Consider the following 23106-nt stretch of genomic DNA (forward strand, 5'->3'; position numbering starts at 1 on the left):
TTCAGGTCCTTTCTTCAAGTTTAGGACCTGTGCAGGTTTTTAGTGGGTCAATACAGGCTTCGGACCCATCGGACTCCTCGGAGGAATTTGCAAGAAAACAGGTACAGGCAAAACCATACCTTGCAAATGCCCCACCCATCAAGTTCAAGAACTATGAGTCAGAGCAACGGCTTGCACATTGTTCAGGGCGGACGACCTAGACCGGATACTTGATGGCGTCTAACCGTGGCCAGCTTTGGCTTGGCAGTCACAACTCATAGCCGTCTAGAAAGACTTGGGCGACTCAGAACGGAGCGATTAGGGGTGGTTCGCAGGACTGCACGCACCTCGTTCAACTACTGGCGGTACCCAAAGGCTCGGTGGTGACCGTCGGTCGCTGCAAAAAAGTTGCGGTGTAAGCTCGTTAGCTGATTCCGCCCCACATATAGAACCGTCACGGCCACGGATCGGCAAAATCGGCCGAGGATCTACGACGAGAAGGTCACCATGAGCAACAGCGAGCAAGACGAAGCCCCAACCAAGTTCTACAAGTACCGGTCCATGGCCGACCCCGACGTCATCGGGTGGGTCGAGCGCACCGTCTTGCACAACGAGCTGTACTTCGCTGCGGCCAAGACCTTCAACGATCCGTTCGACTTGCGTCCGGTCTTCTCACTGACGGCACCAAAGGCTCAGCAGGTGAAGGACTTCGAGCGGTTGTCAAAGAAGTTCGAGCCAGGTCTAAATCGCGAGCAACGGCGCGCCCAGGCCAAAGACGCGGTCAAGAACTCGCTGGGCCGGAAGAACATCAAGACGACGGAAAAGGTCATTCAGGCCGAGCATGCACGCATGATTACAGAGGAAGTTGGCGTGTACTGCGTATCCGCCAAGCGCGATGACATCCTGATGTGGTCACACTATGCAGACTATCACAAGGGTATCTGTCTGGAGTTCGACGGCGAGGCCCGTCAGATGGCGCATGCGCAAAAGGTGCAGTACTCCCAGAAGCGGGAACCCATCATGACGTACTACGACGACAATGAGACGTCGATGACGAAAGCGCTGCTCACCAAGTCTCTGCAGTGGGCATACGAGGAAGAGTGGCGCTTGATCAACTTCGAAAAAGGGCCGGGAATAGTTAAGTTCAGACCTGAGAACCTGACGGGCATCGTCCTTGGCGCGCTTGCTTCAGAGGACACCGTGGGGATGGTTAGGCAGTGGGCCAAGGCAAGGTCGCATCCGCTGGATATCTACCAGGCTTCATTGAGCAATTCAGACTACTCCTTGGAAATCAAGAAACTCGGGGGTTGAGGCTGGTTCGAAAACTTGAGTCGTGCTCACCGAATGGCTGCAATTCGACCTTCTCCGTCGTTGACCTTCAATCTGCGGACGGCCGCAACCGCTGCAAAGCCGAAATACATCCATCCTTCATCCACCCGTTACATCACCCCACCCTCCAACCCCATCGCCAACGCCAACGCAAGCATCACAACCTCGATAGCTTATGCGGATCAATCCGATGAATGAACCTCCCCGCAGCAACCATGCCTAATGAGAAAAGCACCAACAGGATTCTTTTAAAAAGAGCAAATCCGTTCGAATAATTTCGATAATCGATCACTTGGGCCGGCCCCAATATAACCTCCCCGCTATCCGCCTTTTCTACTTGCCATATAAAACCCCTCCCTCCGTGTTCCGGCCTATCACTCAGAGATAACCATATACGGTAACTCTCTGTTGGTTTTAGGTTCACAACCAAGGTGGCGACATTGGAAAAATACCACCAAACCTTATTCCCATCAGCATCTTCAACATTGATCTCTATACGAGAACCACCATCCACTAAAACAGGGGTTGACAAGGCTTTAATACCCACAACCTCTACCTCGTCACGCGGTGGTTTTTCAAGCATTGGTTGCTGCCAACCCATCAGGACAGCCCAAGCAAGGAAAATTGCTGCCAGAGTGTAAAAGCAAAATATCAGGTCTTGCGGCTTATAGGTATTCGTCGTTTTGGTATTCATCATCTGGTTGCAATGGCCACACGATCACCTCTCCACCGGGAATCCAAGGGTCCCACCCTCCGCCCCCACCCCATCCTCCATAGTCATTCCAGTAGTTCCAGTAATTCCAGTCATTCCAGCCTCCACCATCCCCTGGAGAAATTCTTACAGATATTGCATCGCACCAACTTTCTTCCGTAACCGGATCCCATTTGCACACTAATCTTGCCCCACCATGGTTGTTTATATACTCCTGCTGAGATGCATACGTCAGCTGCGGCGACACAACCATATTTTCTGAATAGTTTGCAGATGGCTGATTTTCATAATATCTTCTCCATAAAGTATCTATCATATTATTATATGAATCCTGCACCACGCGAGAAGAAAAAAACGACCCCACCGATGCAGCCACTGCAACTGCTGCCAAGGTAATCCCCCCTACCCCCGTTGCCATTACAGTCAGTGTAATTGCAACTGCGGCGACATTGGAGACAAGGCTAATCACATCACCTGTCTTAATTTCCCTTCCATTCTTGACATCAGCAACGATCTTCAAGAAAACAGTGGCACCGGCAAAGGTATTAGTAGCCACATTGATAAACGCCACGGGCGATGCCTGTACGGCAACAGCTGCAACATTAGCAACGACGGCCGCGGTCTGCGCGTGCTGGTTGACGAGTACAAATCCACTTGGATTGGCATTGAAGGCATCGACCAGACCAGCGGCACTGGCCGCTGCAGCGGTGGGGGTTTCTGCCCGAACCACCAGCCCCGCGAAAATACTTACTCTATGTGCCATCATTCCTCCCTGTTCATATAAGTTTTGAAAGCTATGGATAATCTCATCCGATCACAAATTGCGGCCGGCATTTTTACTCCATGCGGAATTCTTCCATCAAAAATCACCAGTCTCTTCGGCGCAGGGCGCACTGCCTTGACAATTTCGTCTCTTGAATGATTGAAAAAGACAAGCTCGCCACCCCATAAAGTAGGCCAATACCCATGGGCAAATAGCACGGCAGTCTGGGATGGATTCTCTTTCTTGTTGTCTCTATGTATATGCGTTTCCATCCCATGGGTCATGCCGTTGGCATAGACACCAATCAACCTGCAATCAGGATTAGACAGTTCCTTTATCCTCTCCCAAACACCAGATAGCACACCCCACTGAGGCGACCCCCTGAGTTCTTCCTGGCAATCCAGCAACTCATCCCGCCCCATTCCTGCAATGAATGCGTGCAGGCATGGTTTCTCGAACATGTTTCCTTTTTTTGTCCAGCCGTATCGCCATATCGGCTTGGAACATTCTTGTAATATTATTTCCTGCTCTGAGTTTTTTAGAAAATCATCAATGACTTCTATCTTCACCGAGGGATCTCCATCACCTCGCTATAGATCTCGGTCTTCAACAACTCTCCGGTTGTTTTGTGATTTTTCACCTGGGTTGTATAGAACCTGATATACAAAGGCACATCAGGCTCATCGTCAACAATAACGCTTTTAGCGCGGTACCCGGTTTCTGCATTGACAACGACATGATTGGTTATCAAGTCTTGCGAGAAATATGGGTCCGAAGCCAGTTGGGCTTCAACAGTGATGTCGTTCAGGTGGTGTCGCCCCAGGGCCTGCAAGCCAACAGAAATAGACCAAACACCTGGCTCTATCTGGTCGACAAACATGTCTTTCTTGAATCTGATTCTGTTTTTGATCTTCTTTCTCGCAACCGAAGGCAGGTTGCCCCTGCCAGCTTGGGCGTCACCGAACCCATGTGCCTGTACTCCCTTGCTGCCAAGCAAAAGAAACGACACAGCCAGACCCGATAGGTCTCTTCTCTTCATATGGTCCTCCCTCAAAATTTCTTCAATTCATCTAATGCAAATCATTCTCATTCAATTTCACAAAATTTGACAAAAGCCCCTTGACATTGGTTGGTTTTATCTGCTCAGGGTCCCTTCAAGGTGTTCGCGCAATGCGCGCACCAGACTCGCGAGCCAGAGGCTGCGATCGCCTGCACGCCCTGGCGAGATCAAGAGGCAAAATTCGCTGACGCTGCCGTCCAGGCTGCTGCCCCTGCTCCTGCATGCGAACGTGGTGCCCAAAGACCTGCTTTCTCAGTTGCTCAATCGGATGCCGGGCAGTTGGCTGCTCCGCCCCTTCAACCAATTTCAAGCCTGCCAGCCATGCCGAGATGACTGTCCCACCTGCATTGGCATGGGCATCTGCCTCGCGGTGTACGCAGACCTACTGGAGCCGACCTGGCTGGGCTCTACTCATACGCCCGCCCGCCTCCAGCCCGAAATGGCGGAATCCCACTACCGCGAGGGTGCGGCCGACCACCTGGTGTGGCTCGATGCCGAGCGCGAAAGGCTTGCCGCACAGGATGCCCAGGCCCAGGCCGAGGTGGATCTCTACCACGGTGTCGCTGCCATCTACAAGTCCTTGGGCGGCGGCTGGGAGAAGCCTGCCGCCGGCGCGGCGGCGGTTGCCTTGTCGCGACCATGAAAGGGGCCTATGCGAGCCCGCCGAGAGATACCACTCCATTTCTCAGCCATCTATCACTTTGCCACTGCCGCCTGGCCCTCCTTGCGGCCGAGGCCGGGCTGAGCCGCTTTCATTTTCTTCGGGCATTCAAGGCCGCCACCCAGCTGCCGCCCTACGCCTATCGCCTGCAGCGCCAATTGCAGATGGCTCGCCGGCTGATCATGGCCGGCCATGCGATTGCCGATGCGGCCCACCTGGCGGGCTTTGCCGATCAAAGCCACCTGACACGCCGGTTTGTCTCGGCCTATGGGCTGACGCCAGGCTCGCTCTCGCGCTCCCGGCAAGCGCGGCAGCTGCGGGCCACGGGGTAGCTTGCGGTTGCGCAGGCTTGCGATAGCTGCATAGCACATCTTCGCGCGAACGCAGTTCGCGCTAGCGGCTGCTCCCATTCAGACATCTCCAAGCCCGCCCAAGCACACCCGCCACCCACTATTCACCCGCCAGCGCCCTGGCCAGGTTTTTGTATATCTCCCTGGCCGCTTCCAGCTGGGCAATCTCAATGGATTCGTCGATGGTGTGCGCGTCTTCCTCGCGCCCGGGGCCCAGGCCAATGGTCGGGATATGGCGGCGCCCGGCCGATTCCGAGCCGTTGGTGCAAAACCGCCACCCGCCGACACTCGCTTGAAGCCCCGCGCCCTGCACGGCCACCACGGCCTTTTGCACCAGTTCGTGCTCGCTATCGAGCCGCCATGCCGGCAGCCAGCGCGATGGGTTGGCGCATGCGCCGGTGTAGGCCCGCACCGCGTCGCCGCTGATGCGCACGCTGAAGTCATGCAGCCGTGCAGTGCGCAGGCATTGCTCGATCTCCGCGATCACCTGCTCCGCGGTCTCGCCAGGCAGGGTGCGGCGGTCAAAGCGAATGGTGGTGGCAATCGGGATCATCGATATCGACGGATAGGGGCTGGAGACGATGTCGGTGGGCACCAGCAGCGCGTCGCCCAGGTCGTCGCTCTTGCCCAGGGCCATGGCGTCGAGCGCAAGCAGGGCGCGCGCTGCCGCATGCAAGGGGTTGACGCCGCACTCGGGCGAGGCTGCATGCGCGGGCTTGCCGTGCAGTGTCAGCAGTATCTCCATGCGCCCCTTCTGCCCGGCCTTGATCTGCAGCTTCGATGGCTCGCAGATCACCACCGCGGCGGGCTTGCATTGGTCGAGGACCGAGGCCAGCGCATGCCCCTCGATCACTTCCTCCAGCACGCTGGCCGATACCGCCACCCGGCGCTTGAGCCCGCCCTCCCTGGCGACCGCGGCCACGGCGCAGATGGCGGCGGCGAGGCCGCCTTTCATGTCGGTGCTGCCGCGGCCGTAGAGCCTGCCGTCGATGATTTCGCCGCCAAAGGGCTCGCGCGCCCATTCACCGGCCACCGGAACCACGTCGAGGTGGCCGTCGAACATCAGCGCAAGCTCGGCGTCCTTGGGGCCGATCACCCCGAGCACCGAGCCATTGGCGTCCACCGCCACCTCAAACCCCAGGGCGCGCATCGCCTGGGCCACGAGGGTGGCCACGCCGCCTTCGTCGCCCGACAGGCTGGGCGTACGTACCATTTCGCGCGTGAGCGCGACCACATCACTGCATTGCATTTCAGGCAGGCTCCTGCCGCGCGCCGCAATGCGGCGCACCGGCTGATTGACCATCTATCGATTGACCAGTTTCCTGGGTACCAGAAAGACCAGAACGGCGCCAATGAAGGCAAACGCGGCAAGAAAGAACATGCCATGGTCGGTCGAGCCGGTCGCGTCCTTGATCCAGCCGATGGCATAGGGGCTGGCAAACGCGGCCAGGCCGGCAAAGGCGTTGATGCCCGCAATGCCTGCCGCCGCGCTCTTGCCGTCCAGAAACGCCGTGGGCAGGCTCCAGAACAGCGGCGAGCACACCATGCAGCCGGCGGCGGCAACCGACAGCATGGCCACCGCCAGCGCCGGGTTCTTGCTGAACAGCGTGGACAGGATCAGGCCCGTGCCGCCGACGATGAACGGAATGATCATGTGCCAGCGGCGCTCGCCGGTCTTGTCGGAATGGCGGCAGACCAGAATCATCGAGACCACCGCGCAGGCATTGGGGATCGCGGTCAGCAAGCCCACATGCAGCAGCGACACCACGCCGGTGGACTTGATCACCGAAGGCGTCCAGAACGCCAGGCCGGACAGGCTCGACACCGTGCAGTAGCAGATCAGCGCCATATGGAGCACGCGGCGGTCCTTGAGCAGCGACAGCATGGACACATGCTCCACCTTCTGCGCTCTTTCGGCTTGCAGGTTCTGCTCCAGGCGCTCTTTGTCCTGCGCCGACAGCCAGCGCGCATCGCTCACGCGGTCGTCCAGGTACTTGAGCACGGCCAGGCCCAGGATCACCGACGGAACGGCCTCGATGATGAACAGCCACTGCCAGCCATCCATGCCGCCCTTGACGTGGAAGGCCTCCATGATCCAGCCCGACAGCGGCCCGCCCAGAATGCTGGCAAACGGCACGGCGGTCATGAACACGGCCACGATCTGGCCCCGCCGCTGCGCGGGGAACCAGTAGGTCAGGTACAGGATGATGCCGGGATAGAACCCCGCTTCCGCTGCCCCGAGCAGGAAGCGCAGGATATAGAACTGCGTCGGCGTCCGGGTGAGCGCCATGGCCGCAGAGATGATCCCCCACAGAATCATGATGCGGGCCAGCGTCTTGCGGGCGCCGATGCGGTGCATGAGCACGTTGCTGGGCACCTCGAACAGAAAGTAGCCGATGAAGAAAATGCCCGCGCCCAGGCCATACACGGCTTCGCTGAATTGCAGCGCGTCCAGCATTTGCAGCTTGGCGAAGCCCACGTTCACCCGGTCGAGGTAGGCGGCGATGTAGCACACCATCAAAAACGGCACCAAGCGCCACGCAACGCGGCGATACAGGTCCGCATCCCGGTCTTCGCTGGCGGCGCTGGCGGCGGCGCCTCCCATCTGGCCAGTTGCCGGGCCCACCTTCGGGCCGGGGCTGGCGATTGCCTGATTCACATCTCTCATCTTTGTCTCCTGGTATTTTTCCGCAGGCAAGGGCATCCCCTGCGGGCTGCGCGGCGCCTGCATGAAACCTTGGTTGAAATCGAACGGGAAACGGCAGCGGCGCTGCCGTGGCTGGCTGCTACACGGCCGCCGGCGGGATTGCGCCGCGCCGCTCGGTGATCAGCCCATACGCCTCGGGGCGGCGGTGGCGCTCAAAATTGAACGTGGTGTTCTTGTAGGAGTTGCACAGGTCGAGGTCGCAGCGGGCAATGGCCAGCTCGTCGCCCTTGGTGGAGCATGCCGCCACCACCTCGCCCGAAGGCGCGATGATGCAGGTGCCGCCAATCATCTCGCAGCCCTCTTCCTTGCCCGCCTTGGCCACCCCCACCACCCAGGTGCCGTTCTGGTAGGCGCCGGCCTGCATCACCAGCTGGTTGTGGAACATGGAGAGGTCGTCGTGCTCCGGCGCCGGCGGGTTGTGCACCGGGGTGTTGTAGCCCAGCATGATCATCTCCACCCCCTGCAGGCCCATCACCCGGTAGGTCTCGGGCCAGCGGCGGTCATTGCACAGCGCCATGCCCATCACGCCGCCAAAGGCGCGCCATACGTCAAACGACGGGCCGGGCTCGAAGTAGTATTTCTCCAGGTGCTGGAAGGCGCGCCAGGGCTCGTTCTGCGCATGGCCCGGCAGATGCACCTTGCGGTATTTGCCGATGATCGCGCCATCGCGCCCCACCAGGATCGAGGTGTTGTAGCGATGCACCACGCCGTCTTCAACGGCGAGCTCGGCATAGCCAAGGTAGAAGCCGATGCCCAGCTGCCTGGCCGCATCGAACAGCTTGCGCGTCTCGGGGCCCGGCATCTGGCTTTCGTAGAACATGTCCATCTCGGCGGGGTCTTCCAGATACCAGCGCGGGAAGAAGGTGGTCAGCGCCAGCTCGGGAAACACCACCAGGTGGCAGCCCATTGCGGCGGCATGGTGCAGATGCGCGAGCAGGCGCTCGATCACCTGGGCTCGGGAGTCACTGCGCTGGATGGGGCCGAGCTGCGCTGCGGCCACGTTGACGATGCGGGTCATGGGTTCGGTCTCTTTCGTTCTTCGGTAAGCAATGGCTGGGTGAATGGGTGGCGCTCAGGGCTGCGCGGCCAGTTCGGTCATCAGCGAGAGCAGCAGGTCTGCGCCCGCGCCGATGTCCGCGTCGTGCGTGAATTCCTTCACGTTGTGGGAAAGCCCCGCGACGCTGGGCACAAAGATCATTCCCGCCGGGCACATGCGCGCCAGCATCTGCGCGTCGTGCCCGGCGCCGCTGGGCATGCGCCGCACGGAATGCCCGTGCTCGCGGGCCAGCGACTCCACGCGGGCCACGATGCGCTCGTCGAATGCCACCGGCTCGAAGTCCGCGAGCGAGCGCTGCGACAGCTTCACGCCCTCCTCCTCGGCCGCCTGCGCGGCAAAGGCGAAAACCCGCTGCACCGCCTGCTGCAATGCCTGCGCATCGGTGTTGCGCAAGTCGAGCGTGAACACCGCCCGGTTGGGAATCACATTGATCAGGTCGGGCGTGAGCTTGAGCTGCCCCACGGTGGCCAGCTGCCCCTGCCCCATCTCGGCCGCCACCTCGCGGGCAAATGCCGCGATGCGCATGGCCACCAGCCCGGCGTCGTGGCGCAAGGCCATGGGCGTGGTGCCCGCGTGGTTGGAGACGCCTTCCACGGTGAACTCGGTCCAGTGGATGCCCTGCACGCCGGTGACCGCACCAATGGTGATGCCCTCGTGCTCCAGCACCGGCCCCTGCTCCACATGCAGCTCCACGAAGGCGTGCACCTGGCTGCGGCCCACCGGCGCATCGCCCGCGTAGCCGATGCGCTGGAGGTTCTCGCGCACGCTGGTGCCGTCGATGCCCACGGTGTCCAGCGCCTGCTGCAGCGCCAGATCGCCCTGGAAGACCAGGCTGCCCATCATGTCGGGCGCAAACCTGGCGCCCTCTTCGTTGGTGAAAAAGGCCACGGCCAGCGGCCTGTGGGTGACGATGCCGGCATCGTTCAGGCAGGCCATCACCTCCAGCCCGGCCAGCACGCCCAGGTTGCCGTCATAGCGGCCGCCGGTACGAACCGTGTCGATATGCGAGCCGGTCATCACCGGCGCCAGATCCGCACGGCCGGCGCGCACGCCCACTACATTGCCAATGCCGTCCACCGACACGGCAAGGCCGAGCTCCCGCATCCAGCCCACCACCAGATCGCGGCCATCGCGGTCGGCATCGCTCAGCGCCAGGCGGCAGACGCCGCCGCCCTCGATGGCGCCCACCTCGCCCAATGCCGCAATGCGCGCGAGCAGGCGCGGCAGCTTGACCCGCAGCCGGCTCATGCCGCCTCCGCAACCGCGGCGGCGGGCTTGCCGACGATGCGCTGATACAGCGCGGGATCGGTCGCGCCTTCGCTGCCGAACACCAGCACGCGGCTGTTTTCGTCCAGCCCCAGCGCCTGGCGCACCGCGCCGTCGGCCGCGGCGCCCAGGCAGCCCACCAGGCCGGCAACGGCGGATTCGCCGGCCACGATGCGCGGGTCGCCAAAGCGGCCCTCGGCCAGGATGCGCATGGTTTCGAGCGCCGCTTCGTCGTCGATGGTCATGAACGCGGCCGCGCCGGGGCGCAGGATTTCCCAGGCCAGCAAAGACACCTCGCCGCAGGCCAGCCCAGCCATCACCGTGTCCAGCTCGCCATGCACCGCCACCGGCTTGCCGGCCCTGGCGCTTTCGAACAGGCAGGCCGCCTTGTCGGGCTCGACGATGATGAAACGCGGGCGCCGGCTGCCCAGCTTTTCCCACAGGTGCGCGCATACCGCCGCGGCCAGGCCGCCCACGCCGCCCTGCAGGAACACATGGGTCGGCAGCGCTTGCTCCGGCCATTGCGAAATCGCCTCGTCGGCCATCACCGCGTAGCCTTGCATCACATCCTTGGGCACATCCATATAGCCCTCGTAGGAAGTGTCGGAGACCACGAAGCGCCCCTCGCGCGCCGCATCCTCCGCGGCCTGGCGCACGGCATCGTCGTAGTTGCCCGCGGTGCGCACCACCTTCGCGCCATAGCGCGCAATCGCATCCACGCGGCCCTGGCTCACGGTGGCATGCACATAGATCACGCACTGGCAGCCAAAGCGCTGGGCCCCCCAGGCCACGGAGCGGCCATGGTTGCCATCGGTGGCGCAGGTCACGGTGATGCCCCTGGCAATGTCGGCATGCCTGCCGCTGAGCAGGTCTTCCACGCCGACCTGGCTGGCGCCGGTGCGGGCCTTGATCTCGCGGATCAGCAGGCGGCTCACGGCATAGGCGCCGCCCAGCGCCTTGAAGCTGCCCAGGCCAAAGCGCCCGCCTTCGTCCTTGTAGTGAATGGCGCCCAGGTTGACCGCCTTGGCCAGGCCCTTGAGCGGCGCCAGCGGCGTCGCCGCGTAGCCCGGCCACTGCTTGATTTCCGAGGCCGCGAGCGCGTAGGCCTCGCCCCCCAGGATGGCGCGCTCCTTCACGCCATATTCGGCATGCGGCTGTGCGGCTGCGTTCAAGGTGCTTTGCAGGCGAAGGTCGGGTAACGGGTGGCTCACGGGTACTCTCCAGGAAGGGAAAAAACAAACTCAGCGATGCAAATCGCCGTAGAGGTCGTGCAAGGCCTCGATTTGCTCCAGGCGCTGCCGTGCGGCGGGGCCCAATGCAAGCCCGAGGCTGGTGCAAAGATGGTTGATGACGGACATCGCGGCGATATACGAATCGAAGATGCCCGCGCCCTTGTTGACGCAGCGCAGAATCACATCCGCCTGCGCCGGAAGCTCGGTGGCGCTGGGATCGGTCAGCACGATCACCTGCGCGCCCACCTGGTTGGCATGCTCCACCATGGGGCGCAGCAAGGCCACGCGGCGGCGGAAATCCATGACCAGCAAGACATCGTCCTTGCCCAGGTCGGCCAGGTCTTCCGCCAGGTTCAGGCCCGCGCCGGGCACCAGCTGCACGCCGTCGCGCAGCTGGGTCAGCAAGGCCCATGCATACTGGGCCAGCACGCGGCCATTGCGAAACCCGGCAATGAAAACGCGCCGCCCATGCTGCAGGGATTGGATCGCCGTCTGCAGCTCGGCCGCGTCCAGGCGCTCGAATGTGGCGGCCAGGTTCTGCAGGTCGTTCGAGAGATGGGCCCGCAGCGAATCCTCCGCAACCGCCTGCCCCGGCGCTATTCCCGCCAGCCCGAACAGCGGCGAGCCCCGGTCGCCGGCATCGCGCTGCTGCGACCGCGCGTCGTTGAACGACTCATACCCCAGCCGCCGGAAAAAGCGCCCCGCCGTCGCCTTGGACACGCCCGCCATCCGGGCCAGCTCGGTGGCCGAATAGGCAGCCAGCGTGGAGATGTGCGCAAGCGCCACCTCGGCGAGCCTTTGCTCGCTTTCGGTGAAGTCGTGCTGCAACTCCAGAATTCGCTCTTGCATGCTGCCGTCCTTGGGTTGGGGCGATGAATTGACGCCGCCTTGAAACTTGTGTTTCATAACTATAGATTCCTGATACCGTTGTGTCAAAGAAAATTTTTCGATTGGCAGATAAGTGTTTACCCGTAGCCCCTAAGGAGCCGCAGGCGGGTGCCGGGGCTTCGCAGAAGTGAAGCGCAGGCCGCATTTTCCTGCGGCATGAAACAATCGTCTCATGCAAAAGCGGGGCGCGGAAATAGCCGTTGCACCGGAGCCCGGATCGGGCGCCAATAATTTTTCGTCCACCCGCGACGGATTCGCGCCGCCCGCGCGTTGAACAGAACGAGGCCGCCCGATGCGGCCGCCGCAGGAGTTGCACATGTCCTCATACCGTTTGCCTGTTCACCGCCTGGCGCACCGGCTTGCGCGCCCACTCGCGCTGGCGCTCGCCGCCGGCAGCCTGGCCGCGCTGGCCGGCTGCGTGGTCGCGCCGGTCGCGCCCGCCCCCTATGCCGCGCCCGCCGGCGTGGCCTACGTGGCGCCCACTTACCCGATGCCGGGCGTGGGCTTCGTGTGGCAATACCACCCTCGCTATGGCTGGGGCTGGCACCATCCGGTCTACGGCTGGCATCGCGGCTGGCGGTAGGCCGCGCGACACCACCGGCTACCCCCTCCACTCTCCCCATGCCCTTTGGCTGAATTGGATGATCCGGATGCCGAACTGCTGGCACGACTGGCCCGCGGCGAGCCGCAGGCCGCCCGTGAGCTGGTCGCGCGCAAGCTGCCACGCCTGCTCGGGCTGGCCCAGCGCCTGCTGGGCGGCCGGGCCGAGGCCGAAGAGGTCGCGCAGGAGAGCTTCATGCGCGCCTGGCAGCAGCTGGGCCGCTGGCGGCCCGGCCAGGCCCGCTTCGACACCTGGCTGCACGAAGTCGCGCTCAACCTGTGCCGCGACCGGCTGCGCCGCCGCGCGGTGCGCCGCGAAGAGGCGCTGGACGAGCATGCCGAAGCCGCCGCCATTGCCGACCCCGGCCCCACGCCCGAGCAGCGGCTCGAGCACGCGCAGCGCAGCGCCCAAGTGGCCGCCGCCCTCGACGCGCTGCCGCCGCGCCAGCGCGAGGCGCTGGTGCTGCATTACCACCAGGCGCTGCCGCAGGCCGAGGCGGCGGCGCTCATGGGTATCTCGGTCGATGCCCTGGAAAGCCTGCTTGCCCGCGCCCGGCGCGGCCTGCGCGCCCGCCTGCTGGACGGGGGCGCAGGCCCGCCGGCAGACCCTGGAGATTTCCAACCATGACGCCCGAACGCTTTGAACAACTGGCCGAAGCCTGGGGCGCCGAGCTGCGGCGCTGGCCGGCGCACGAGCAGGCGGCGGCGCGCGCACTGCTGGCGCACCCGTCCTCGGCGGCCGCGGCCCGGGCAGCGCTCTCGCGTGCGGCCGAGCTGGATGCGCTGCTCGACGCCTACGCGGTCGCCCCGCCCGATGCCGCGCTCGCAGGCGCGGTGCTGGCCGGCGCGGGCAAACTCCCGGCATACCGGCCGGCGCGGCGCGACGGCGCTGGCCGCAGTAGCGACAGTATCCATGGCAGCACCCGTGGCCGCTGGTCGTGGCACTGGTGGCTGCCGGGCGCCGGCATTGCCGGCGTGGGCCTGGCGGGCGCGGCCGCAGGCGCCTTGGCCGTGGCCCTGCTGATCGGCGCCGCGCTGCCCAGGGCGCAGCCAACCATGCCCGAGGCGGGCTGGTGGCCCGCCACCGCCTTCGATGCCAGCGGCGCATTCGCCCAAGGAAGCGAGGAATGACGATGCACACCCCCGGCCCCGACCATGCCGCGGCGCCCCCGGCCGCCAACCCGCCCGGCGCCCCCGCCCCCACCCGCGCGCCGCGCCTGCGCCGCTGGCTGTGGGTCTCGGCGCTGCTGAATCTTTTCCTGCTTGGCGGCATCGCCGGCGGCACCTGGCGCTGGTGGACCCACCAGGCCGAGGCCACGCCCATGGCCGCCGCCGCGCCGGCCGGCAGTGGCGCACCCGCGCCGCGCGGCCTGCGCTTCGCCGCCGACGGCCTGCCGCCCGAGCGGCGCCAGGCCTTTCGCGCCGGCCTGCGCGAGGTACGGCGCGAGGCCGCCGCGCTCACCCAGGGCAGCCGCGAAGGCCGCACCGAGATCGTGCGCCTGCTGGCCGCGCCGCAGTTCGACCGCGCCGCCGTCGAGGCGGCGCTGGCCCGCACCCGCGCCGCCGACTTCGCGGTGCGCGAGCGGGTCGAGGGGCATGTGCTCGATTTCGCAGCCCAGCTCACGCCCGCCGAGCGGCTGACGCTGGTGCACGGCCTGGCGGCCCAGCAAGGCCCCTTCCATGTGCAGCCGCAGCCGGCCAAGCGCTGAAAACGCAGGCCCCACGTTGTCGAGGTGACCCCATGAACCCCACCGCCATCGCCCTCAACCGCTTCGGCCTCGGCGCCCGCCCCGACGAGGCGCCGCCCGCCGATCCGCACGGCTGGCTGCTCGGCCAGTTCGCGCGCTACCAGCCGCAGCCCCCAGCCTGGGCCGGCCGCACCGGCACCGATGCGCTGCTCGCCGGCTACCAGGCCCAGCAGCGCGAGCTGCGCACCCTGCCCGAAGACCAGCGCGCCGCCGCGCGCCAGCAGCTGCGCCGCGATGCCCGCGCCGGCTATCTCGATGCGGTCAACGCCCGGCTGGCCAGCGCGCTCGACACGCCCACGCCCTTCGTCGAGCGGCTGGTGCATTTCTGGTCGAACCACTTCGCCGTCTCGGTGGAAAAACCCGTGGTGCTCGATCTGGCCGGCGCCTACGAGGCCGAGGCCATCCGCCCGCACGTGCTGGGCCGCTTCGAAGACCTGCTGCTCGCCGCCGTGCGCCATCCGGCCATGCTGGTCTACCTCGACCAGGCCCAGTCGGTCGGCCCCGGCAGCCAGGCCGCGCGCCGCGCCGCCAGGCGCGATCCCGGCAAGGCTCGCGGCCTCAACGAAAACCTGGCGCGCGAGATCATGGAACTGCACACCCTGGGCGTGCGCAGCGGCTACACCCAGCAGGACGTGACCGAGTTCGCCCGCGCGCTCACCGGCTGGAGCCTGGCCAACGATGCGGCCGGCGCGGGGGCAGGCACGGCAGCCGGTGGCTTCGAGTACCGGCCGGCGCTGCACGAGCCCGGCCCGCGCAGCGTGCTCGGCCGCAGCTACGCCGCGGGCGGGCAGGAGCAGGCCCTGGCCATCCTCCGCGATCTGGCCGCATCGCCGGCCACCGCGAACCACATCGCCACCAAGCTGGCGCGGCACTTCGCCGCGGACGATCCCCCGCCCGCGCTGGTGCAGCGCCTGGCCGCCGCCTACCAGCGCAGCGGCGGCGATCTGCCCACGGTGTACCGCGCGCTGATCGATTCGCCCGAGCCCTGGGCCGCGTCCGCGCCCAAGTTCAAGACGCCATGGGAGTGGGCCGTCTCCTCGATGCGCGCCCTGGGCCGCCACCAACTGAAAGGGGCGCAGGCCGCCGGCCTGCTCAGCCAGCTGGGCCAGCCGGTGTGGCGCCCCGGCTCGCCCGCCGGCTACGACGACATCGCCGCCAGCTGGGCCGCGCCCGATGCGCTGGTGCGCCGGGTTGAGCTGGCGCAGCGGCTGGCGGCGCAGGCCGGCAACAGCGTCGACGTGCGCGCGCTCGCGCCCCGCCTGCTGCCCGGCGATGCGCTCACCCCGGCCACCGCCGAGGAGCTTGCCCGTTCAGAAAGCGGCAGCGGCGCGCTCGCGCTGCTGCTGGTCTCGCCCGATTTCTTGCGGAGGTAAACACCATGACCGATCGCCGACATTTCCTCGGCCTGCTGGCCGCCGGAGCCGGGCTGGCGCTGGCGGCGCCGCACCTGGCGCTGGCGCGCGCGGCCACCGAACGCCGCTTCGTGTTCATCATCCAGCGCGGCGCGGCCGACGGGCTGGAGACGCTCATCCCCTATGCCGACCCCGGCTACGCGCGGCTGCGCGGCGCCATCGCGCTGGATGCGGCCAGCGCCACCCGGCTGGACGGAAGCTTCGCGCTGCACCCCTCGCTGGCCGAGGCCGGCAGGCTCTACACGCAGGGCCAGGCCCTGTTCGTGCACGCGGCCGCGTCGCCCTACCGCGACCGCTCGCACTTCGACGGCCAGAACGTGCTGGAAACCGGCGGCAGCGCGCCCTACCAGGTCAAGGACGGCTGGCTCAACCGCCTGGTGGCGCAGCTGCCGCGCCGCGAAGAGGCGATCGCCTTCGCCCCCACCGTGCCGATGGCGCTGCGCGGGCCGGTGGAAGTGGCCTCGTACGCGCCCTCGTCGCTGCCCCAGGCCAGCGACGACCTGATGCTGCGCGTGGCCAGGCTCTACCAGGGCGATGCGCAGCTGCATGCGCTGTGGACTTCGGCCATGGATACCCGCGGCATCGCGATGGACGGCGGCGGCGCCAAGCCGCGCCTGGACGGCGCCGGCCTGGGCAAGCTGGCGGCCAGCTTTCTGGCGCGCCCCGATGGCCCGCGCATCGCCATGGTCGAGACCGGCGGCTGGGACACGCACAGCGCCCAGAACAACCGCCTGGCCACGCAGCTGAAGAACCTCGACGCGCTGATCGCCGCGCTGCGCGATGGCCTGGGCGCTGCCTGGGCGCAGACCGTGGTGCTGGTGGCCACCGAGTTCGGCCGCACCGCGGCCGCCAACGGCACCGGCGGCACCGACCACGGCACCGGCGCCGTCGCGATGCTGTTCGGCGGCGCGGTGCAAGGCGGCCGCGTGCTGGCCGACTGGCCCGGCCTGCAGCCGGGCCAGCTGTTCGAGAACCGCGACCTGAAGCCCACCACCAGTGTCGACGCGCTGATCGCCGCTGCGGCCGGCGAGTGCTTCGGCATCGATCCGCAAAAACTGGCACGCAGCCTGTTTCCGCAAGGCGATGCCCTGCCCGGCGGCGCCGCTGCGCGGCCACTGCCGCAATTGCTGCGGGCCTGAATACGTTTTGCGTTGAGCGTTTTGCGTTGAGCGTGAAGCCCTCGGCGGTGCACAGGAGGCCCTTAGCTTTTTTGCACGCAGGAATGCAGCTCAGTGGCCGATCTCGCGGCTCACCTGATTCTCTTGCTGGTTGAGCACGCGCTGCTCGCCGAGCGTGATATGGCCGCCGTTCTGGCTGGCCATCGAGCGCTCTTCCTGGCGGATCTGGTGGTCCTGCCGGTGCAGCGCCACGGCCTGGCCATGGCTGATCTCGCCATTGCGCACCTCGTTGTGGATGCGCCGGTCCTGGTTGGCCAGGCGGCCATTGACCTCGGCGCGGCGCGGATGGGTCTGGCTCCAGGTGGCGGCCGATGCGGCGCTGCCGAAGCCGGCGAGCGAGGCGGTGGCGATGACGAGCACGAGGGCTTTGCGCGGGGACATGGTGCTTTCTCCTTGAAGGCGGTGGGCTGGCGTTTCTCGCAGCAAGGCCGCTTTTCGGCCTGCCGCATCCATTCAACGCACAGCCGCCGCGAATCCGTCGCGGGCGGCGGCGGGGCATTCGCAGGTGTGGGCACGGCGTCCTGCGGTATGCAATAGTGGCGCGGCCGCGCCGGCGGTCAGTCCTTGCCCGACACGATCAGCACGCCCAAGCGGCTCGCCAGATCAAGCACGGCCTCATAGGCGCTGCCGTCGTTCAACAGACTATGCGAGTCGCCATGAGAGCGTAGCGCACCGCGATGCACACGGTCGCCGAAGAGAACCATGGCACGCGCGGTATCGTCCTGACGCGAAACCCATGAAAGGCCCTGCGCCTTTGGACATTGGCGGTGCAAGGCTTCCGCCCATTGGCGTGTGGCCGGATACTGGTCCTTCTCCGTATCGATAAGCTGCCTGCGGCTCACTCCCAGCTTTCGCAAAGGCACGTTGGCAAGATCCACCAATTGCATATCCTCGGTGACCTCCACCACGGAGTGGACTTGCTCCAGCAATTTCGCGCTGTCCAACGTCTTGAAGCCTGGCGCATGGGGCACATCATGGAAAATGGTTTCCATCAAGGAGCAATCCATGGTCACACCGACGTACAGGGTAGGAATAGCGTTTCCCGCCAAGTCCCGTATCGGGCTGAACCGCGCGTTGCCTCGGATGCCTGGATTGAACTGATCCGCTTTGTATTGATCCAGGTGCACCCGATGCAACATCAGCCCGGCCTTCAGCGAGATCCATGTGACGTTCAATGCATCGGATGGCACTGGCGTAACAACGCCATCAGCGGCCTCCGATGAGAAAGAGCTCAAGGAGGCGCCATGGCGCTCAGCCATGAGCTACCCCAGCGACCTCATCCCTCGCTGCCTCAATCACATCCTCGGGCGCAACGGCGATCAAGTCCTGTGGGCGTTTGCCGCCGAGAAAACTATTGGCAGAAAGAAACCAGTAGGCCATACCCCAGGCATTCTTGTGCTCGCCGAGCGCCTCGATCACCCGGGCCATGGCTTTCAGGGGCCGGAAGTTCGCATCCCGGTCCAAGCCGTAGTCAGGGAAATAATCAACCCCGTTGTGATGTATGGCGAAAATCTGGCCCTGCTTCTTCCACTTGTTCGGTTGCGCGCTCGGATTGGTGGCACTCAAGCCGGCCAGCTGCGCTACATCGGCAGCGGTCAGCCAGTCACCGCTGTCCAGCACCGCCTTGCGCGCCTGGGCCAGCATCATCGCTTCCTTCAGCAAACGCGGCGATGCAGGCGCCCGGGGCACAAGCACATCGGCCAAGTGCTCCACCACTTCTCTATCCTGCGTCAAAAACACTTCCAGCATCGACGAGGCGACGTTTGACATGTTGTCGACCAGCGTCTTCAGCATGGCGGCATTGCTGTGTTCAAAGGCGAGCACCAGCACCTGGTCGGCATGCGACTGCCCAAGCCGGTCTTGGATTTCCTTCGGGGTTCCCACAAGGGTGGAGACCCCAGGATGGTCATGTACGGCATTCATGGATGCTCTCCTGCGGGCTGGATAGATATATAGGTTATCATAAATTACCATATCCATAATAACCATTTAAATGCATGGCTGCGCCAGGCAGGGCCAGCCGGGCAGCACTTCCCGCGCAATCCGCCCGAAGGTGGTGGCATGGGCGGCTCACTTCTCATGCGCCAGGCCCTGCAGCTTTGCGGCCAACAAAGTCATCTGCGGCAAGGCATTCGCAAGCGCAGGCGGTCTGCCAGCCGCTACTGTCCGGAACCGCCTTGTATGCCTGGCCAGGGCTTCGGCAAATCCATGAACCCCATATTCAACCATCAAGACAGGCGCTTGCCCGCAAATTCGCGTTCGCCGAATTACCACCCATTCGTCTTGTAAATTCCATCGCGCAATAATCTCCAATTTCGATTTTTTCTTCAATATCCGGGGCTTTCCGATACAGATACTCAACGGGTGGATACGAAATCTATCCACACAACGAGTTGGCTTCGCATTTTTTTGCGTCGCCTTTAATCAACTGTACTTTTGGAAAATCCAATATGAAATTGTCGAACACCTTGATCGCCTTGGGGCTGACCAGCGCTCTCATCGGCATGGCGCATGCCGCACCGGTCAACAAGACGATCACGCTGACGGCCGAGATCAACGACGCCATCTTCGTCTCCAAGCCCGACGGCTCCACCTGGTACGGCACCGAAAGCCTGGTGGCCGACGACTTCCGCCAGACGCACTTCACCAAGACCCTGCCGGTTCGCGTGTGGACCAAGGGCACCGAGTTCAATGTCTCGCTCGGCCACAAGCTGCGCCTGACCGGTGGCGGCAAGGAAATGAAGAACGTCGCGGTTTCGCTGGCCCACTCGGGCGGCGAAGGTGCGGTCGAGTTCGGCGCCACCCCGCTGAAGGTCACCCAGGTGCAGCCCGGCGATGGCGGCATGGACGAAATCCATGATCTGAAGATCACCGCCGACGCCCCCGGCGGAACCAACGACAACGGCACCTACAGCGGCGACCTCGTCCTGGTCTTCGAGCCGGTCGCGGCAGCCGGCGGCGGCAGCGGTTCGGGCGGCGGTGAAAGCGGCGGCGAAAGCGGCAGCATCGGCGGTTAATTTCCCAGTCAGCAATCTCTAATTCCACTCCAGTTTAACCCCGGCCTGGCTGCGCCGGCCCGGGGTTTTTTTTATCTTCTTCGCCCAAGAAAGCGCGGGAATGCACTTTTACCAGTCATTATTTCGCCCCGGAAAAACCTGGGTATGGGCTTTAGCCTTGATAAATGCTCCAGCCATAGCAGAAGTGAAAATCTCCTATGGCGTCCCAGAGGGATTCAGCGCCGCCGAAATGGACAATGGCGCACGCTATGTTGCGACATTCAATGGAAAAACCCTCCCCGATCTGATCAGCTATTCACAAGAACACAAAAAGCTCGCATTCGATTCGGCCCGGTATACCGAGAACGGCATCGCGCAAGAAGAGCAGGAAACCATACGGAAAGTCCTGTCGGGCATCGACTACAAGCTCTGCGGCCGCGGCTGCGACCTCAAGGTCGAGGGCTACTACGTCAGCATCGACAAGCAGCGCCGCACGCTGAACATCCGCAATTCGCGGGATGACTACCTGGCGCCCAACACCACCTGGGGGCTGGTCAACAACCAGTCGCTGGACCTGCGCGCTTCCTCCGACAACTACCGCTCGGTCAATGCCAGCGGCAACACCTGGCTGGGCCTGCCGTTTCGCAGCTTTGGCCTCATGAACTGGTATGCCAACCACACCGAGGTGCGCGGCAACAGCTACGGCGACCAGGGCATTTCCTCGTACTTCCTGCAGAAGAACTTCGCGAACACCTACCTGCGCGCCGGCAAGCAAAACAGCCTCGACTATGGATCGGGATCGGTCAGCACCCTGCTGGCGCCCAGCTTCGACCACTTCGTCACCATCGGCAGCCAGGAGCATCTGCGCTCGGACCGCGACGTCGGCTCGCTGGTGCTGTACTCCACCGGCGAGGGCAGCTATGAGTTCTACCGCAACGGCCGGCTGATCCTGCGGCGCCCGGCCGTGCTCGGGCGCAACGAATACAGCTACCACGACCTGCCCGGCGGCTACTACCCGCTCGAGATCCGGCTGGTGGACCGCAACGGCAACATCCTTAGCCGCGAAACGCGCGACATCAACAACCTGAACTTCTCGCGCGGCGGCGGCAACTCGTGGCACCTGACCGCCGGCGAGGACATGCACCATGGCGGCAACCTGTTCCAGGCCTCGGCCAGCCGCAACCTGAGCCAGTTCTACCTCAATACCTCGCTCGTCTGGGGCGACCATTCGCGCTGGGCGGCCGAGGCCAACGCCAGCCGCCCCATGCGCCTCGGCGCAACCGACTTCTACCCGACCGTGGGCCTGCTGAGCGGCGAGCGCGGCACCGGCGGGTACTTCAACCTGAGCATGAACGACGAGCTGCTCGGCAGCCTGTCGCTGAGCCGCTACCAGAACACCGACAAGGTCTCGCGCCTGTACTGGGGCGCGCCCAGCACCAGCCTCTCGTACAGCCGCGCCTTCGCGGGAACGGTGTTCGCCTACAACTACCAGAAGCACCAGCGCGGCGATACCCAGCAGGCCGAGCTGCGCTGGAACTACCGCCCCAACGGCCTGTGGTCCGCCTTCTCGCTGGGCATACAGAAGGGCGGCTACCTGCGCGAGCGCGGCAGCTACGCGCTGTACTTCAACACCACCTGGACGCTGGACCGCAACCAGGCGAGCTTGCGCGCCGCGCGCTACGGCGGGCAAACCCAGCTCAGCGGCGACTACCGCAAGGACTTCGAAGACAGCTACGGCACCACCACTGCAGGCGTGACCGCCAGCCGCCTGGACCGGCACAGCTCCATCAACGCCTACGCCAGCCGCTCCGGCACGCGCGGCGACGCCTCGCTGAACCTGGGCCACAGCTCCGACATCACCAACCTCAACTTCAACTACCGCGGCATGGTGGCGGCCAACGGGCAAGGCATTGCGCTGGGCCGCTACAGCTCCAGCGGCAGCGCCTTGCTGCTGAGCACCCCGGGCCTGGCCGGCACGAGCTACGGCTTCAACGTCGAAGGCCACCCGGTGGCTGGCGGCAGCACCTATGCGGTCCCGCTCAGGGGCTACCGCGACCTGCCCTTTGCCCGGGTGTCGAACAGCAGCGAAGACATGGACATGAACATCGAAGTGCCGGCCAACATCGTGCGCGCCCACCCGGGCCAGGTGTACTCAGCCCAGGCCAAGGTGGACATCAACATGGTGTACAGCGGCGTCCTCATCGACGGCAACGGCAAGCCGGTGAGCGGCCGGATCGCCGAAACCGGCGATACCGCGCATCCCAACGGATTGTTCTCGATCGTGAGCAAGACGGTGCTGCCCAGCATCACGGTCGAGCAGCCGGGCAAAAGCTACCGCTGCGACCTGAAGAACACGGTCAGCGAAAGCTCCTACCGATGCGAATAAGCGCTGCGAATAACCGGCGCAAATGACGAACCCAACAACAGGAATGAATCAATGAAGTTTCGTACGGCTCTTCTTGCCATGGCTTGCGCGCTGGGCGCAATCGCCGCCCCCGCGCATGCCGAGGGCGAGTTGCTGGTGATGCCAGCAGTGGTCAAGGTCTACAACAAGCACGAGCACACCGTACTGGTGAGGAACATGGGCGATGCGCCGCTCTACCTCTCGATCTCGGTGCAGAAGGTCACCAACCCCGGCCTGGAGCCCGAAACCCGGGTGCCCCTGGGCGAAGTGGATCGGCCCGGCATGCTGGCAAACCCCGACAAGGTCACGCTCGGCCCGGGGCAAAGCCGCAACATCGCCCTGCGCTCGCTGTACACCCCCGATAGCGAAGAGCTGTACCGGCTCTACATCGTTCCAGTGCGCTCGCTGCAGGTGAAAGAAGTTGCACAAGACAAGATCGACACCCCCATGTCCGTCTCGGTCGGCTACGGCGTGCTGGTGCGGCACATGCCGGCCCCCTCCAAGCAGCGTTCCGGGTGGACCCACCGCTGCACGCCCGAAGGCGTGCAGCTGGAGAACACCGGCAACGTCCGCCTGGTCCTGTCCGATGTCAGCACCGAAGCCGGTGCGCAGAAAAACCAGGTGGCCGTGTTCGCCGGCCATCCGCAGGTATTTGCAGGCAAGCGGCTTTCGTTCTCGATCGACGGCAAGCCGCAGAACATGGAGTGCCGTTGAAATGGCAATAGTGGCAGATCTATGGCCTCAGGCCATTATCAAACGCAAGT

At 64.3% G+C, this 23106-nt stretch carries 24 protein-coding genes and 1 pseudogene; 12 read left to right on the forward strand and 13 right to left on the reverse strand.

Annotated features, from left to right (window positions below; translation table 11 throughout):
* Positions 1 to 486: 486 nt before the first annotated feature.
* Complete coding sequence (locus ACODRX_RS03765) at positions 487 to 1290, forward strand: DUF2971 domain-containing protein (protein WP_488869705.1); 804 nt, start codon at positions 487 to 489, stop codon at positions 1288 to 1290.
* Between the two features lie 175 nt (positions 1291 to 1465).
* On the opposite strand, the gene ACODRX_RS03770 is transcribed toward ACODRX_RS03765, so the two are convergent.
* The 4 genes from ACODRX_RS03770 to ACODRX_RS03785 are packed head-to-tail and all read right to left on the reverse strand — an operon-like array spanning position 1466 to position 3822.
* Positions 1466 to 2005: a hypothetical protein gene (locus tag ACODRX_RS03770; protein WP_488869706.1), complete on the reverse strand. Its 540-nt coding sequence runs from the start codon at positions 2003 to 2005 to the stop codon at positions 1466 to 1468.
* Complete coding sequence (locus tag ACODRX_RS03775; RefSeq protein WP_488869707.1) at positions 1974 to 2786, reverse strand: hypothetical protein; 813 nt, start codon at positions 2784 to 2786, stop codon at positions 1974 to 1976. Before ACODRX_RS03775 ends, ACODRX_RS03770 begins: the two co-directional genes overlap by 32 nt.
* Positions 2783 to 3352, reverse strand: coding sequence for a 2OG-Fe(II) oxygenase (locus ACODRX_RS03780; RefSeq protein ID WP_488869708.1), 570 nt, complete (start codon positions 3350 to 3352; stop codon positions 2783 to 2785). The genes ACODRX_RS03775 and ACODRX_RS03780 overlap by 4 nt, the downstream gene beginning before the upstream one ends.
* Positions 3349 to 3822 (reverse strand): hypothetical protein, encoded by a 474-nt coding sequence (locus tag ACODRX_RS03785; RefSeq protein ID WP_488869709.1) that lies wholly within the window; start codon positions 3820 to 3822, stop codon positions 3349 to 3351. The genes ACODRX_RS03780 and ACODRX_RS03785 overlap by 4 nt, the downstream gene beginning before the upstream one ends.
* Before the next feature lie 460 nt (positions 3823 to 4282).
* Between ACODRX_RS03785 and ACODRX_RS03790 the strand changes: the two genes are divergently transcribed.
* Positions 4283 to 4486, forward strand: coding sequence for a hypothetical protein (locus ACODRX_RS03790; RefSeq protein ID WP_488869710.1), 204 nt, complete (start codon positions 4283 to 4285; stop codon positions 4484 to 4486).
* A 71-nt stretch (positions 4487 to 4557) separates the two neighbouring features.
* Positions 4558 to 4836 (forward strand): annotated as a pseudogene (locus tag ACODRX_RS03795) (helix-turn-helix domain-containing protein); the annotation flags it as partial.
* 118 nt (positions 4837 to 4954) lie between these two features.
* Here the strand turns inward: ACODRX_RS03795 and ACODRX_RS03800 are convergent.
* The 6 genes from ACODRX_RS03800 to ACODRX_RS03825 all read right to left on the reverse strand — a co-directional run bounded on the left by ACODRX_RS03800 (position 4955) and on the right by ACODRX_RS03825 (position 12022).
* Positions 4955 to 6103, reverse strand: coding sequence for a YgeY family selenium metabolism-linked hydrolase (locus tag ACODRX_RS03800; RefSeq protein WP_488869711.1), 1149 nt, complete (start codon positions 6101 to 6103; stop codon positions 4955 to 4957).
* 54 nt (positions 6104 to 6157) lie between these two features.
* Positions 6158 to 7459 (reverse strand): MFS transporter, encoded by a 1302-nt coding sequence (locus tag ACODRX_RS03805; RefSeq protein WP_488869837.1) that lies wholly within the window; start codon positions 7457 to 7459, stop codon positions 6158 to 6160.
* A gap of 181 nt (positions 7460 to 7640) precedes the next feature.
* Positions 7641 to 8579, reverse strand: coding sequence for an N-carbamoyl-D-amino-acid hydrolase (locus ACODRX_RS03810; RefSeq protein ID WP_488869712.1), 939 nt, complete (start codon positions 8577 to 8579; stop codon positions 7641 to 7643).
* 54 nt (positions 8580 to 8633) lie between these two features.
* Positions 8634 to 9866, reverse strand: coding sequence for a Zn-dependent hydrolase (locus ACODRX_RS03815; RefSeq protein ID WP_488869713.1), 1233 nt, complete (start codon positions 9864 to 9866; stop codon positions 8634 to 8636).
* Positions 9863 to 11095, reverse strand: a complete 1233-nt coding sequence (locus ACODRX_RS03820; RefSeq protein WP_488869714.1) for a diaminopropionate ammonia-lyase — start codon at positions 11093 to 11095, stop codon at positions 9863 to 9865. Before ACODRX_RS03820 ends, ACODRX_RS03815 begins: the two co-directional genes overlap by 4 nt.
* A gap of 30 nt (positions 11096 to 11125) precedes the next feature.
* The gene (locus tag ACODRX_RS03825) at positions 11126 to 12022 is read right to left on the reverse strand and encodes a MurR/RpiR family transcriptional regulator (protein WP_488869715.1); all 897 of its coding nucleotides are present in this window, start codon (positions 12020 to 12022) and stop codon (positions 11126 to 11128) included.
* Between the two features lie 298 nt (positions 12023 to 12320).
* On the opposite strand from ACODRX_RS03825, the gene ACODRX_RS03830 reads away from it, so the two are divergent.
* The 6 genes from ACODRX_RS03830 to ACODRX_RS03855 are packed head-to-tail and all read left to right on the forward strand — an operon-like array spanning position 12321 to position 16903.
* On the forward strand, positions 12321 to 12587 hold the full coding sequence (locus ACODRX_RS03830; protein WP_488869716.1) for a hypothetical protein: 267 nt from the start codon (positions 12321 to 12323) through the stop codon (positions 12585 to 12587).
* A gap of 45 nt (positions 12588 to 12632) precedes the next feature.
* The gene (locus ACODRX_RS03835) at positions 12633 to 13232 is read left to right on the forward strand and encodes an RNA polymerase sigma factor (protein ID WP_488869717.1); all 600 of its coding nucleotides are present in this window, start codon (positions 12633 to 12635) and stop codon (positions 13230 to 13232) included.
* Entirely contained in the window at positions 13229 to 13735 is a 507-nt protein-coding gene (locus ACODRX_RS03840; protein WP_488869718.1) for a hypothetical protein, read from the forward strand. The genes ACODRX_RS03835 and ACODRX_RS03840 overlap by 4 nt, the downstream gene beginning before the upstream one ends.
* A complete protein-coding gene (locus tag ACODRX_RS03845; RefSeq protein ID WP_488869719.1) occupies positions 13732 to 14313 on the forward strand; it encodes a periplasmic heavy metal sensor in 582 nt (193 codons plus the stop codon). The genes ACODRX_RS03840 and ACODRX_RS03845 overlap by 4 nt, the downstream gene beginning before the upstream one ends.
* Before the next feature lie 32 nt (positions 14314 to 14345).
* Positions 14346 to 15725, forward strand: a complete 1380-nt coding sequence (locus ACODRX_RS03850; protein WP_488869720.1) for a DUF1800 domain-containing protein — start codon at positions 14346 to 14348, stop codon at positions 15723 to 15725.
* Positions 15726 to 15730: 5 nt separating this feature from the next.
* The gene (locus tag ACODRX_RS03855; protein WP_488869721.1) at positions 15731 to 16903 is read left to right on the forward strand and encodes a DUF1501 domain-containing protein; all 1173 of its coding nucleotides are present in this window, start codon (positions 15731 to 15733) and stop codon (positions 16901 to 16903) included.
* A gap of 90 nt (positions 16904 to 16993) precedes the next feature.
* Here the strand turns inward: ACODRX_RS03855 and ACODRX_RS03860 are convergent, their stop codons facing one another.
* From ACODRX_RS03860 to ACODRX_RS03870, 3 genes are all read right to left on the reverse strand, one after another.
* Positions 16994 to 17323 carry a hypothetical protein gene (locus tag ACODRX_RS03860; RefSeq protein WP_488869722.1) on the reverse strand — a complete coding sequence of 110 codons (330 nt, stop codon included), beginning with the start codon at positions 17321 to 17323 and terminating at the stop codon, positions 16994 to 16996.
* A gap of 176 nt (positions 17324 to 17499) precedes the next feature.
* Positions 17500 to 18201, reverse strand: coding sequence for an RES family NAD+ phosphorylase (locus ACODRX_RS03865; protein ID WP_488869723.1), 702 nt, complete (start codon positions 18199 to 18201; stop codon positions 17500 to 17502).
* On the reverse strand, positions 18194 to 18865 hold the full coding sequence (locus ACODRX_RS03870) for a hypothetical protein (RefSeq protein ID WP_488869724.1): 672 nt from the start codon (positions 18863 to 18865) through the stop codon (positions 18194 to 18196). Before ACODRX_RS03870 ends, ACODRX_RS03865 begins: the two co-directional genes overlap by 8 nt.
* Positions 18866 to 19392: 527 nt before the next feature.
* Here ACODRX_RS03870 and ACODRX_RS03875 point away from each other — a divergent pair.
* The 3 genes from ACODRX_RS03875 (at position 19393) to ACODRX_RS03885 (ending at position 23056) form a co-directional block, all read left to right on the forward strand.
* On the forward strand, positions 19393 to 19959 hold the full coding sequence (locus tag ACODRX_RS03875) for a CS1 type fimbrial major subunit (protein WP_488869725.1): 567 nt from the start codon (positions 19393 to 19395) through the stop codon (positions 19957 to 19959).
* A gap of 229 nt (positions 19960 to 20188) precedes the next feature.
* Positions 20189 to 22324: a TcfC E-set like domain-containing protein gene (locus tag ACODRX_RS03880; RefSeq protein ID WP_488869726.1), complete on the forward strand. Its 2136-nt coding sequence runs from the start codon at positions 20189 to 20191 to the stop codon at positions 22322 to 22324.
* Positions 22325 to 22375: 51 nt separating this feature from the next.
* Positions 22376 to 23056, forward strand: a complete 681-nt coding sequence (locus ACODRX_RS03885; RefSeq protein WP_488869727.1) for a pilus assembly protein — start codon at positions 22376 to 22378, stop codon at positions 23054 to 23056.
* The last annotated feature ends 50 nt before the right edge of the window (positions 23057 to 23106 follow it).

The organism is Comamonas sp. FG99 (assembly GCF_057808605.1).